At 71.5% G+C, this 13,515-nt stretch carries 6 protein-coding genes; all 6 read left to right on the top strand.

Annotated elements, in window-relative coordinates; genetic code table 11:
• Positions 1 to 10: 10 nt before the first annotated feature.
• The 6 genes from ACFPLC_RS01750 (at position 11) to ACFPLC_RS01725 (ending at position 13,489) form a co-directional block, all read left to right on the top strand.
• Positions 11 to 2,029 (top strand): bifunctional copper resistance protein CopD/cytochrome c oxidase assembly protein, encoded by a 2,019-nt coding sequence (locus tag ACFPLC_RS01750; RefSeq protein WP_378198192.1) that lies wholly within the window; start codon positions 11 to 13, stop codon positions 2,027 to 2,029.
• Between the two features lie 130 nt (positions 2,030 to 2,159).
• A complete protein-coding gene (ettA, locus tag ACFPLC_RS01745) occupies positions 2,160 to 3,836 on the top strand; it encodes an energy-dependent translational throttle protein EttA (RefSeq protein WP_378198194.1) in 1,677 nt (558 codons plus the stop codon).
• A gap of 16 nt (positions 3,837 to 3,852) precedes the next feature.
• Positions 3,853 to 6,831 (top strand): hypothetical protein, encoded by a 2,979-nt coding sequence (locus ACFPLC_RS01740; RefSeq protein WP_378235664.1) that lies wholly within the window; start codon positions 3,853 to 3,855, stop codon positions 6,829 to 6,831.
• A gap of 628 nt (positions 6,832 to 7,459) precedes the next feature.
• On the top strand, positions 7,460 to 12,445 hold the full coding sequence (locus tag ACFPLC_RS01735; protein WP_378198196.1) for an NAD-glutamate dehydrogenase: 4,986 nt from the start codon (positions 7,460 to 7,462) through the stop codon (positions 12,443 to 12,445).
• A complete protein-coding gene (locus ACFPLC_RS01730) occupies positions 12,442 to 12,861 on the top strand; it encodes an acyl-CoA thioesterase (protein WP_378198198.1) in 420 nt (139 codons plus the stop codon). Before ACFPLC_RS01735 ends, ACFPLC_RS01730 begins: the two co-directional genes overlap by 4 nt.
• On the top strand, positions 12,854 to 13,489 hold the full coding sequence (locus ACFPLC_RS01725; protein ID WP_191307769.1) for a DUF8010 domain-containing protein: 636 nt from the start codon (positions 12,854 to 12,856) through the stop codon (positions 13,487 to 13,489). Before ACFPLC_RS01730 ends, ACFPLC_RS01725 begins: the two co-directional genes overlap by 8 nt.
• Positions 13,490 to 13,515: the final 26 nt, after the last annotated feature.

The following is a 13,515-nucleotide window of genomic DNA, read 5'->3' as shown; positions in this document are numbered from 1 at the left end:
CCTCAGTGGCGTGTCCGCGACGAAATCCGACGTCCCCACCCAGCGCCGGGCCAGTGTGCTGCCCCTGCTCTTGGTCGGCTTTCTGCTGGCCGCCGTGGTCGCGATCGGCCTGATCGCGCTCACCGGCGGGGCCGGCTACGTCATCGCCGGCCTGCCCGACCCCGGCCTGGTCACCAAGTACGGCATCACCGTCATGCGCGTGCTGTCCGAGTGCGCGTCGGTGATCTGCGTCGGGTCGCTGCTGCTGGCCGCCTTCCTGGTGCCGCCGCAGCGGTCCGGGACGCTCGGGCCCGAGGGCTACGGCGCCCTGCGCGCGGCCGGGATCGCCGCCTGGGTGTGGTTCGCCGCGGCCCTGCTCTCGGTCGCCTTCACCGCCGCCGACACCGCCGGCAAGCCGTTCGGCGACGTCCTGGACCCGCAGACGCTGCTCGACCTCGTCGGCGCCATCGAACAGCCCAAGGCGTGGCTGTGGACGGCGCTGATCGCCGTCCTCATCGCACTCGGCTGCCGGCTCGCGCTGTCCTGGGGCTGGACGGCGGTGCTCTTCTTCCTCGCCGTCGGCGGGCTGGTCCCGGTCGCCGTCACCGGGCACTCCGCCAGCGGCGGCTCGCACGACGTCGCCACCAACAGCCTGCTGTTCCACCTGGTCGCCGCGGCGCTGTGGGTCGGCGGCCTGGTCGCCCTGCTGGCGCTGGGGTACCGGCGCGGGGCACACCTGAGCCTGGCCGCACAGCGGTTCTCCAAGCTGGCCCTGGTCTGCTGGATCGTGATGGCGCTCTCCGGCGCGGTCAACGCGCTCGTCCGGATCGGCCTCAACGACCTGTTCACCACCGACTACGGCCTGCTCGTCGTGGCCAAGACGGTCGCGCTGCTGCTGCTCGGGGTGTTCGGCCACCAGCAGCGCGAAAAGGGCGTCGCGAACCTGGTCGACGGCAAGGGCGGCGCTCAGCTGCTGCGCCTGGCCTCGGTCGAGATCCTGATCATGTTCGTCACCATCGGCATCGCGTCCGGCCTGGCCAGGACGCCGCCACCGGCGGACGCGATCACCCAGCCGTCGACCACCGAGCTGCTGATCGGCTACGACCTCGACGGCGCGCCGACGGTCTGGCGGCTGCTCTTCGACACCCGCTTCGACCTGGTCTACGGCACGGTCGCGCTGGTGCTCGGCGGCCTCTACCTCGCCGGCGTCCGCCGTCTGCTGCGCCGCGGCGACACCTGGCCGGTCGGCCGCACCATCGCCTGGATCGCCGGCTGCGTGGTGCTGCTGATCGCGACGTCGTCGGGCATCGGCCGGTACGCGCCCGCGATGTTCAGCGTCCACATGGGCAACCACATGCTGCTGTCGATGGTCGCGCCGGTGCTGTTCGTGCTCGGCGGCCCGGTGACGCTCGCGCTGCGCGCCCTGCCGGCCGCGGGCAAGGACGCGCCGCCCGGGCCGCGCGAGTGGCTCGTCGCCTTCGTGCACTCCCCGGTGTCGCGGTTCCTGACCCACCCGGTGGTCGCGCTGCTGCTGTTCGTCGGCTCGTTCTACGCGCTGTACTTCTCCGGCCTGTTCGACAACGCGCTGCAGTACCACTGGGCGCACCTGCTGATGAACGGGCACTTCCTGCTCGCCGGGTACGTCTTCTACTGGCCGGTGATCGGCGTCGACCCGTCGCCGCGGCGGATCCCGTACCTGGGCCGGCTCGGCATGATGTTCGCCGCGATGCCGTTCCACGCGTTCTTCGGCGTGATCCTGATGAGCAAGCAGACGGTCATCGGGCAGGCCTTCTACAGCCAGCTGCACCTGCCGTGGGTCACCGACCTGCTCGCCGACCAGCGGCTCGGCGGCGGCATCGCCTGGGCGGCCGGCGAGGTCCCGGTCCTGCTGGTGCTGATCGCGCTGCTGGTGCAGTGGTCGCGTCAGGACGAGCGCGAGGCGAAGCGGCGTGACCGGCGCGAAGCGGCGACGGGCGACGAAGAGCTGAACGCCTACAACGCGATGTTGAAGAACCTCGCCGAGGGCAAGCGACCCTCGGGTTCCAGTTGAGGTTGAGCCGCCGTCCGGATGCCGGGAAAACGGCCGTTTTGCTACTCTCGCCGTGATCTCGGGCTGACTTTCGGTAGTCCGACGGTGACCGGCGTCGAGGCGCGATCAAGCGCGCTCTACGATCGTGGGTATGGCCGAGTTCATCTACACCATGAAGAAGGTGCGCAAGACCGTCGGGGACAAGGTCATCCTCGACGACGTGAGCACCGCGTTCTACCCCGGCGCCAAGATCGGCGTGGTCGGGCCGAACGGTGCCGGTAAGTCCACCGTTCTCAAGATCATGGCGGGGATCGAGCAGGCCAGCAACGGCGAGGCGTTCCTCCAGCCCGGTGCCTCCGTCGGCATCCTCATGCAGGAGCCGGAGCTCAACGAGGAGAAGACGGTCCGGCAGAACGTCGAGGAGGGCCTCGGCGAGGTCAAGGTCAAGCTGGACCGCTACAACGAGGTCCTCAAGCTGATGGAGACCGACTACAGCGAAGAGCTGCTCGAGGAGATGGGCAAGCTCCAGGAGGAGCTGGACCACGCCGACGCCTGGGAGCTCGACTCGACCGTCGAGCAGGCCATGGACGCGCTGCGCTGCCCGCCGCCGGACGAAGGCGTCACCCACCTCTCCGGTGGTGAGCGCCGCCGGGTCGCGCTGTGCAAGCTGCTGCTGTCCGCGCCCGACCTGCTGCTGCTCGACGAGCCCACCAACCACCTGGACGCCGAGAGTGTCCTGTGGCTGGAGCAGTTCCTGGCCCGCTACGCCGGCGCTGTCCTCGCCGTCACCCACGACCGGTACTTCCTCGACAACGTGGCCCAGTGGATCATGGAGCTGGACCGCGGCCGCGTCGTCGGCTACGAGGGCAACTACTCGACGTACCTGGAGAAGAAGCGCGAGCGCCTCGAGGTCCAGGGCAAGAAGGACGCGAAGCTCGCCAAGCGGCTGAAGACCGAGCTCGAGTGGGTCCGGTCCAACGCCAAGGCGCGCCAGACGAAGTCGCGCTCGCGCCTCGACCGCTACGAGGAGATGGCGGCGGAGGCGGACAAGCACCGCAAGCTCGACTTCGAAGAGATCCAGATCCCGCCGGGTCCGCGGCTGGGCAACGTCGTCGTCGAGGTCGAGAAGCTGCAGAAGGGCTTCGACGGCCGCGTGCTCATCGACGGGCTGTCGTTCAACCTGCCGCGCAACGGCATCGTCGGCGTGATCGGCCCGAACGGTGTCGGCAAGACCACGCTGTTCAAGACCATCGTCGGGCTCGAGGAGCCGGACGCCGGCGACGTCAAGATCGGCGAGACGGTCAAGCTGTCCTATGTGGACCAGAACCGCGGCGGGATCGACCCGAAGAAGACCGTGTGGCAGGTCGTCTCCGACGAGCTGGACTACATCCACGTCGGGCAGACCGAAATGCCGTCGCGGGCGTACGTCAGCGCGTTCGGCTTCAAGGGCCCGGACCAGCAGAAGCCGGCGGGCGTGCTCTCCGGTGGTGAGCGCAACCGGCTCAACCTGGCGCTGACGCTCAAGCAGGGCGGGAACCTGATCCTGCTCGACGAGCCGACGAACGACCTGGACGTCGAGACGCTGGGCTCGCTGGAGAACGCGCTGGAGCAGTTCCCCGGCTGCGCCGTGGTGATTTCGCACGACCGGTGGTTCCTCGACCGGGTCGCGACGCACATCCTGGCCTGGGAAGGCACGGACGAAGACCCGGCCAAGTGGTTCTGGTTCGAGGGCAACTTCGAAGGGTACGAGAAGAACAAGGTGGAGCGGATGGGCGCCGAGGCTGCCCGCCCGCACCGTGTCACCCATCGCAAGCTGACCCGCGACTGAGGGGGCGGGTTTCCCCGTGGAAGCCAGCAAACAGCACCGGACGGCCCCGCTCTCGCACGCGGAGAGCGGGCGCTCCGCCAATGCCGGGGGAACCCTCTCCGCAGTCGGCAGGCTGATCGAACGCGCGGACGCGCTGCACCTGCGCGCGCCCGAACTCGCGCTGGTCCTCGGTGAGCGCGCGGCCGCGCTGGCCGAGGCCGCGAGTGCCGACGAGCAGTGGATCCGGGCCGAAAGCCTGGTCGTGTCCGCACGCGTCCGGCTCGGGATGCGGCCGGGCACGGCCGGGCGCGCGGTCGCGGCGTTGCGCGCAGCCGAGCACGCGGGCTACGGCGACATCGCCGCGCGGCTGCGCATCGACCTCGCCGTCTGCGCCCGCAGCCTGGGCGTGCCGCTGACCGGCCTCGCCGCGCTGCGGCCGGTGCTGACGGACCCGGTGGTCTCGCCGGTCCACCGCGCGGCGGCGTTGTGCCACCTCGTGGGCTGCCTGGGCCAGCTCGGCCGCAAGTCGGAGCTGGACCGCGTGCTGGTGGAAGCGGACAAGCTCGTCGTCGGCGACGACTCGCTGGGCGCGGACACCCAGCTGCTGGTGCGGGCCCTGCTGCGCGTCGGCACGGCCGCCCACCGGCGCCGCCACGGCGACCTGACGGCGGCGGCCGACGCCGCCCGGACCGGGCTCGGCTTCCTGGAGAAGCTCGACAACCCGGCCGACGACGGCGGCCTCGTCCGCATCCGCCTGGTGCTCCTGCTGGTCAGCACGCTCCTCGACCGCGGCGACACCGAAATGGCGTACGAGATCGCGGAGCCGATGCTGGCCGAGCCGGTGCGGGCCGCGGGCGTCGCCCCGATGGGCTGGCTGCGACTGGCCGTCGCGACGCGCGTCCACCTGCCCGCGGGTTCGGGCGAGGCGGCGATCGAGCTGGTCCGCGAAGCCGTGGCGAGCACGGACCGGCACGGGCTGTCCGCGATCACCGCCCGGTTGTGGCTGGAGCTGGCGCAGCTGGAGGAGCGGTTCGGGCAGGCGGAGGAGGCCATCGCGTGCCTGTACCGCTCGCGGGCGGCGGAGCAGCTGCACGCGAGGGCCCGCCGGCAGGCGTGCAGCGTACTGGCCGGCGAGTTCGGAACGGGCGAGCCGGCTTCGGTCGACTTGGACGAGGTGCTGAAGGCGGTGCCGTCCCGGCCGGTCCCGATCACCGCCCCCGAGCCGGCGCCGGTCCCGGAGCCGGAGCCACGGACCCCGGCTTGGTCGTTCGGCCGCGAGGAGACACCGTCGCGGCCTGAACCGCGGCAGCCGGCTTGGTCGTTCGAGCGGCCGCGGGTGACCGCGGATGCCGCTGAGACGACGTTGATGCCCGCGGTGCGGGACGAGCCCCAGCCGGTGCGGCCGGAGTCGGCCGGGGTGCGGGGGCCTGGGTTCGGTGAGTCGCGGCTGGCCGAGCGTGGGCGGGAGTCTGGCTTGCGGTCGGAGTCGGACCGGGTGCGGGGTTCCGGGTTTGCTGAGCCGCCGCTGGCTGAGCGTGGGCGGGAGCCTGAGTTCCGGTCGGAGTCGGCGCGGGGGCCCGAGTTCGGTGGGGCGCGGTTGGCTGAGCGTGGGCGGGGGTCCGAGGTCCGGTCGGGGTCGGCCGGGGTGCGGGGTTCCGAGTTTGCCGAGCCGCCGCTGGCCGAGCGTGGGCGGGAACCTGGCTTCCGGTCGGAGTCGGACCGAGTGCGGGGCTCAGAGTTTGCCGAGCCGCGGTCGGCTGAGCGTGGGCGGGAGCCGGACTTCCGGTCGGAGCCGGTCGAGGTGCGGTCGGGGCGGGGGCCGGAGTCTCGGTCGGGTCGGGGAGCGGAGCAGGAGTTCCGCTCGGACTCGGCTGAGGTGCGGTCGCGGCGGGGCTCGGAGTTTGCCGAGCCGCTGGCGACCGAGCGTGGTCGAGAGCCCGATTTTCGGTCTGAGTCGGCTGAGGTGCGGTCGGCGCGGGGAGCCGAGTTCAGCGAGCCGCGGCTGGCTGAGCGGGAGCCGGAGTTTCGGGCTGAGTCGGCTGAGGTGCGGTCGGGTCGGGGCTCGGAGTTTGCCGAGCCGCGGTCGACTGAGCGTGGGCGAGAGCCCGAAGTGCGGTCGGCGCGGGAACCCGAGTTCGGCGAGTCGCGGTCGGCTGAGCGTGGGCGGGAGCCGGACTTCCGGCTGGAGCCCGGCGACGGGCGATCGGCGCGCGGCGCGGACCACCGGACCGATTCCGCCGAGCCGCGCACGGGCGAGAAACCGCCGCCGGAAGCTGATGAGGTGCGGCCTCAGCCCGAGATCCGGTCGGAGGCCGCCGAACCGGGCAAGACCAAGTTCTCCTGGGCCGCGCTGGCCGAAGCGCGGCTGCGCGAGACCGCGGCCGAACGGGAATCGGCGCCCACCCGGGTCACGCCGGCGCTGCCGCTCGCGCCCGAGCCCGCCGCCGAGCGCGAGCCGTGGGCGTCGGAAGAGGCGCGTCCGGAGCCACAGCCGTCGACGCGTCACGACGCCGAGCACGGCTCGGTCGCCGCACGTTCCGTGCTGGACCGGCTGGGCATCTCCGCGTCCGGAGGTGCCGGCGGCCGCCGCCGGGCGGAAGACGCGGACAGCCCCCGCGCGGAGGAACCGGCGCGTCCGGAGCTCGCGCCGCCGCCGCGGCCGGAGGACGAACCGCCGTCGGTGCCGGACTACCGCGACGAAGCGGAGCCGTGGCTGCCGCGGCTGCGGATGCCTCCGTCGCTCGAGCCGATGGAGGACTTCGGCCACTGGACGCCGGCGACCGCTCCGTTCCCCGAGAGCTACGCCCGCGCGATCGCGGAGGACGAGCCGCCACCGGACGCCGGCCTCGCCGACCTGCTCGCCCGCGCACTGGCCGAGCACCAGGCGGGCACGGCCAGCGCGGCCGCCCTGGTCAAGCAGCTCGACTCCCAGAACACGGGCCGCCGCAATGGCCACGGCCGCAACGGCCACGGCGCCGAAGTACCGGACTCCCGCGGCCACGGCACCCGCGACTGAGCGAAGTCTCAGGCCGCGAAGCTCCGAGCCGTGAAGCCTCGGGTCGCGGAGCTTTTCGGGTCCGCGGGGTTCCGGCTGCCGAGGCACGGGTGCGCCGTGAAACACCATGCCGCGAAGCCTTGACCTGCGAACCTCGACCCGCGGGGGCGCCCCCCGTCTTCCACGCTACCGGAGACCACCGACAGGTTCGCCGTCCCGAAGGTCCGAAAGCGTCCCCGATCCACAACAGAGAGTTCACCCCCACCGCCGCCCAGTCGCCGAGACGTCCCGAATCGTCGCCGACCTGCCTCACCCCGAAACCAGTGGGATCCGTCGCACCCCGCCGTCGCCGACTGGCCGACAGCGTTCGCCGAGCGGCTGCGGGCCCGATCAACTGAACCGATCACGTTGGCCCCGCGCCGGGTGACGCCCCCGGAGCACGGCTGGTCAGCGCCGCGCAGGAGGGCCGAAGACAACCCGTCAGTAGCTTTACCGATCACGCGAATCCCGTGCCCCGGAAGGGTTTTCGGGCCTCCGGGAACCTTCGGGTCTTCGTGTGATCCGCGATCGCGGCGCATTAGTGTGGGGTGGCCGGCTCAACGCCGAACCGGCACGGTGCCACCTCACGCAAACTGGAGAGTTGCCTCAAATGAGCTCGACCGGAGTCTCGTCCCTACCCGGAACCGGAGCCGAAGCCGAACCCGAATTCGGCCGGCGCTCCCCGGCCAGCCCGGAGCAGATCAGGGACGACCTGATCGACGCCGCCGCCGGGCTGGCGCCGGAGATCGGTGAGCTCATCCGGCTCTACTACCGGCACCTCCCGCCCGAAGAGATCGTCGGCGACGAGCCCGTCAACCTGGTCGGCGCCGTCCGCTCGCACCTGCAGCTGGCCAAGCACCGGATGCCCGGCCGCCCCGCCGTGCGGCTGCTGAACCCGACCGTCGCCGAGGACGGGTGGGCCCGCGAAGCCACCGTCGTGCAGGTCGTCACCGACGACATGCCATACCTCGTCGACTCGATCGCCGCGGAGTTCGCGCGCGACGGCGTTCAGGTGCAGCGGATCGTTCACCCGATCGTGGTGGTCAGCCGCGACCTCACCGGCGAGCTCCTCGAGGTCCACCCCGAAGCCGACCCGGCCGAGCCGCCCGCGAACTCGGCCGCCGAGTCGTGGATGTACATCGAGATCGACTTCGTCACCGACCGCAACCGGGCCCGCGAGCTCGACAACCGGCTCTCCAGCGTGCTGGGCGACGTCCGCGAGGTCGTCGAGGACGCCGACAAGATGGCCCAGACGGCCTGCCAGCTGGCGAGCGAGCTCGAGACGGCCCCGCCGCAGCTGCCCCAGGACGAGGTCGCCGAGGGCGCCCGCCTGCTCCGCTGGCTGGCCGACGGCCACTTCACCTTCCTCGGCTACCGCCGCTACGAACTCATCGACAACCCGCACCCGGACACCGACGAGCCGGCCCTGCGCGCGGTCCTCGCCTCCGGCCTCGGCGTTCTGCGACAGGACAGCCTCGCCGCCCGCGGCCTCACCGCCGGCCCGGACACCGCCGCCACCGCCCTCGCGCCGACGCTGCTGGTGCTGACCCAGGCGAGCGCCCCGTCGACCGTGCACCGGCCGGTCTACCCGTACTACGTCGGCGTGAAGACCTTCGACGCCGAGGGCAAGGTCACCGGCGAGCACCGCTTCCTCGGCATGTTCACCACCACCGCGCTGCACGAGAACGTCCTCGACATCCCGGTCGTCTGCAAGCGGGTCCGCGAGGTCATCCACCGCGCCGGCTTCCCGATCGAGTCGTTCTCCGGCCAGCGGATGCTCGAGATCCTGCAGAACTGGCCGCGCGCCGACCTGTTCTCGGCCGACACCGACTCGCTGTACTCGACGACGACCGGCGCGATCACCCTCTCCGACCGCCGCCGGCTGCGGCTGTTCCTGCGCCGCGACCCGTACGGCCGCTTCTACTCCTGCCTCGTTTACCTCCCGCGCGACCGCTACACGACGCGCTCGCGGCTGGCGATGCAGGAAGTCCTGCTCGAAGAGCTCGAAGGCACCCAGCTCGAATACAGCGCGCGGATCGGCGAGACCGTCCTGGCGCAGGTGCACTTCGTCGTGCACACCGACCCGGCGCGCCGCCTCGAGCCGGACACGCTCAAGATCCAGGACCGGCTGAACGACGCCGTCCGCAGCTGGGACGACCGGATGGTCGAGGCGGTCCTCGACGAACGCCGTGAGCGCGCCGACGGCGGGGTCGCGGTCGGGATCGTCGGCGAGGAATCGGCCACCGAGCAGGGCCAGCGCTTCGCGAGCACCTTCCCCGAGGGCTATAAGGAGGACTTCACCGCCGAAGAGGCGCTGGCCGACCTCCGCGCGCTGGACTCGCTCACCGACGAAGGCGATCTCGCGCTGTCGTTCTACCAGCCCGCCGACGCCGGGCCGGGCGAGCGGCGCTTCAAGCTCTATCTGCGCGGCGAGGGCGTCACGCTTTCGAAGGTGCTCCCGGTGCTGCAGGCCATGGGCGTCGAGGTGGTCGACGAGCGGCCGTACGAGCTGCACCGCGAAGACGGCGGCGCGTGCTGGATCTACGACTTCGGCCTGCGCGTCGACCAGAAGATGCTCGACGAGTCCGACCAGGACGCCGTCGAGGAGCTGCGCGGCCGCTTCCAGGACGCCTTCGAGGCCGCCTGGCGCGGCGACGCCGAGGTCGACGGCCTCAACGGGCTCGTCCTGCGCGGCGGGCTCACCTGGCGCCAGGCCGCCGTGCTGCGCGCCTACTCGCGGTACCTGCGCCAGGCCGGCAGCGCGTTCTCCCAGGACTACATCCAGAACACGCTGCTGAACCACACCCAGGTCACGACCAAGCTCCTGCGGCTGTTCGAGGCCCGCTTCGATCCTCAGCTGTCCGACGCCGACCGCGAGTCCGCGACGGAGGCGCTGGCCGCCGAGCTGAACGCGATGATCGACGAGGTCACCAGCCTCGACGAGGACCGGATCCTGCGCCGCCTGATGGCCGTCATCCTGGCCACCCTGCGGACCAACTACCACGTCATGGGCACCGACGGGCGGGCCCGGTCGTTCCTGGCCATCAAGCTCGACCCGGCGGGCGTGCCCGACCTGCCCGAGCCGCGGCCGAAGTTCGAGATCTTCGTGTACTCGCCGCGCGTCGAGGGCGTGCACCTGCGCTTCGGCGAGGTCGCGCGCGGTGGCCTGCGCTGGTCGGACCGCCGCGAGGACTTCCGCACCGAGATCCTCGGCCTGGTCAAGGCCCAGGCGGTGAAGAACGCGGTGATCGTGCCGGTCGGCGCGAAGGGCGGGTTCGTCGTCAAGCGCCCGCCGGCCCCGAGCGGCGACGCGAGCATCGACCGCGACGCCCAGCTCACCGAGGGCATCGCCTGCTACCGCATGTTCATCTCCGGCCTGCTCGACCTGACCGACAACCGCATCGAGGGCAAGACCGTGCCCGCGCCGGGCGTCGTCCGGCACGACGCCGACGACTCGTACCTGGTCGTCGCGGCCGACAAGGGCACCGCGAAGTTCTCCGACATCGCGAACGAAGTCTCGGCGCAGTACGGCTTCTGGCTGGGTGACGCCTTCGCCTCCGGTGGTTCGGTCGGCTACGACCACAAGGCCATGGGCATCACGGCGAAGGGGGCCTGGGAGAGCGTCAAGCGGCACTTCCGCGAGCTGGGCAAGGACACCCAGACCGAGGACTTCACCGTGGTCGGCATCGGCGACATGATGGGTGACGTCTTCGGCAACGGCATGCTGCTGTCCGAGCACATCCGGCTGGTCGCGGCGTTCAACCACATGCACGTCTTCCTCGACCCGAACCCCGACGCGGCGACGTCGTACGCCGAGCGCCGCCGCCTGTTCGACCTGCCGCGCAGCTCCTGGGACGACTACGACCGTTCGCTGATCAGCGAAGGCGGCGGGATCTACCCGCGCACCGCGAAGTCGATCCCGATCAGCCCGCAGGTCCGCACGGCACTCGGGCTCGAAGAGGGCGTCACCGCGCTGGCGCCGATGGACCTGATCCAGGCGATCCTGCTGGCGCCGGTCGAGCTGCTGTGGAACGGCGGCATCGGCACCTACGTCAAGGCGGAGACCGAAAGCCACGCGGCCGCGGGCGACAAGGCCAACGACGCCATCCGCGTCGACGGCAAGCAGCTGCGGGTCAAGGTGTTCGGTGAAGGCGGCAACCTGGGTCTCACCCAGCTGGGCCGGATCGAGTTCGCGCGCAACGGCGGCAAGATCAACACCGACGCGCTCGACAACTCGGCCGGCGTCGACTGCTCCGACCACGAGGTCAACATCAAGATCCTGCTCGACCACCTCGTGCAGACCGGCAAGCTGGAGCGCGAGCAGCGCAACGAGCTGCTGGAAGAGATGACCGACGAGGTCGGCGCACTGGTCCTCAAGGACAACTACCGGCAGAACGCCGTGCTCGGCGTCAGCCGGGCGCACGCCGCGCCGATGCTGTCGGTGCACGCGCGCCAGGTCCAGGCGCTGGTGTCGGCGGGTGCGTTCGACCGCAAGCTCGAGGCGCTGCCGAGCAACTCGGAGTTCCGGGAGCTGGAGAAGGCGGGCAAGGGCCTCACCTCGCCGGAGCTGGCGACGCTGCTCGCGCACGTCAAGCTGGAGCTGAAGGACCAGCTGCTGGCCAGCGACCTGCCCGACTCGAAGGTGTTCGCCGCGCGGCTGCCCGAGTACTTCCCGAAGCCGCTGCGCGAGCGGTTCGGCCCCGCGATCGGCGAACACCCGCTGCGCCGGCAGATCATCACCACGCTGATCGCCAACGAAGTGGTCGACGGCGGCGGCATCTCGTTCGTCTACCGGCTGATGGAGGAGATGAACGCGACGGCCACGGACGCGGTGCGCGCGTACGCCGTGGTGACGCAGGTGTTCGACCTCCCCGCGCTGTGGCAGGAAATCGACGCGCTCGACAACGTCGTGCACACTGACGTCGCCGACGCGATGGTGCTGGAGACGCGGCGGCTGCTCGACCGGGCGGCGCGCTGGTTCCTCACCAACCGGCCGCAGCCGCTGGCCCCGCTGTCGGAGATCAAGCGCTTCGGCCGGGTGCTCGGCAAGCTCGTCCCGAAGATCGGCGACCTGCTGCGCGGCCGCGAAGCGGAGTCGGTGCAGAAGCACATCGACGAACTGATGGCCGCGAACGTGCCCGAGGGGCTGGCCCGCCGGGTGTCGCTGCTGCTGCACACCTACGGCCTGCTCGACGTCACCGAGGTGGCCGAGCTCGCCGAGCAGCAGATCGGCGTGGACGCCGTGCACAGCCCGGCCGAGACGGCGGAGCTGTACTATGCGCTGTCGGCGCACCTGGACATCGACTCGATGCTCACCGAGATCAGCAAGCTCGAACGCGGCAACCGCTGGCACGCCCTCGCCCGGCTTTCGCTGCGCGACGACGTCTACGGCTCGCTGCGGGCGATCACGCTGGACGCGTTGCGGCACAGCGATCCCGGCTCGTCCGGCGACGCCAAGATCGCGCAGTGGGAGAAGACGAACGCGTCCCGGCTGCAGCGGGCGCGCGTCGCGCTCGACGAGATCACCAAGTCCGGCCGGCTCGACCTGGCGACGCTGTCGGTGGCGGCCCGCCAGATCCGGAGCACGGTTCGGTGACCTACGTATCGCACGTTCGTCCGCGTTGGACGGACATGGACGTCTACGGCCACATCAACCACGCGAAAATGGTGACGCTGCTCGAAGAGGCCCGCATCCCGCTGCTGTTCGAAGGAGCCGTCGAGGCCGGGCTGGACCAGCTGCCGAAGGGCATCGTCGTGGTGCGCCTCGAAGTGGCCTACAAGGCACCGATCGTGGTGTCCGGGCAGCAGCTGCGCGTCGAGATCGACCTGACCGAGCTGCGCGCGGCGAGCTTCACGCTGGCCTACCGCGTCCGCGGCGGACCCTCCGCGGAGGACCCGGTGGCGGTGACCGCGGAGACGGTGCTGGCGCCGTACGACACGGTCGCGCTGCGGCCGCGTAGGCTCACCCCGGCCGAGTCGGAGTTTCTGAAGCAGGGGTTCGCGGATGCCTGAGTTGTTCGTGCCGGACGCGGCCGACCGGGAGACCCTCGGGGCGTTCGTCGCCCGCGCGGTCCGGCTGGACGGCCAGACGGCCGTCCGGCTGCGGCAGCGCGGCGACGGCGTGGTCGAGGCCTGGACGGCGACGCCGTTCGAGTGCCTGGCCACCCGCGCGGTGGCCGGAGACGTGACGCCCGGCGACGTCACGGTGTCCGGCAACGAGCTGCTCGCGGCGCTGACGGTGGCGGGCGGCCCCCGGATGGACCCGGGCCCGGCCCGCGACCTGCTGTGGCACGGCGAGCTGCCGCCGTCCGGGCGCTGGCCGCTGGTCGACGAGCTCCCGGCCCGGGTGGTGTCGGAGCTGGCGGACCGCGGCGTGACCCTGGCCAGGGACAACGTGGGCCCGCACGGCACGCCGCCGGCGTCCCTGATGGACCAGGCGGTACTGACGGTGACGGGGGAGTCCGTCGAGGTCAAGGTGCAGATGCGCTGCCTGTTCGCGATGTCCGGCATGGGGTTCGTGGACTCGGACGTGGAAGGTGACGTCGTCCGCGTGACGGCCACGGACTCGTGGCTGCGGCTGGACGCGCGCTACGGCGCGATCGTGCGGCGCCGCCACGCGCTGCTGCCGCTGCTGTTCTGACGAAGTCCTTACGGCGGCCACCGTCC

The sequence above is a fragment of the Amycolatopsis plumensis genome (assembly GCF_042652605.1).
Lineage (GTDB): Bacteria > Actinomycetota > Actinomycetes > Mycobacteriales > Pseudonocardiaceae > Amycolatopsis > Amycolatopsis plumensis.
Note: the sequence above shows the minus strand (reverse complement) of the source record. Positions and strands in the feature narration are given on the sequence as shown.

Bases quoted from the DNA above. Each gene is read 5' to 3' on its own strand.
- ettA (WP_378198194.1), top strand. From the start codon at position 2,160: ATGGCCGAGTTCATCTACACCATGAAGAAGGTGCGCAAGACCGTCGGG.
- ACFPLC_RS01735 (WP_378198196.1), top strand. From the start codon at position 7,460: ATGAGCTCGACCGGAGTCTCGTCCCTACCCGGAACCGGAGCCGAAGCC.
- ACFPLC_RS01725 (WP_191307769.1), top strand. From the start codon at position 12,854: ATGCCTGAGTTGTTCGTGCCGGACGCGGCCGACCGGGAGACCCTCGGG.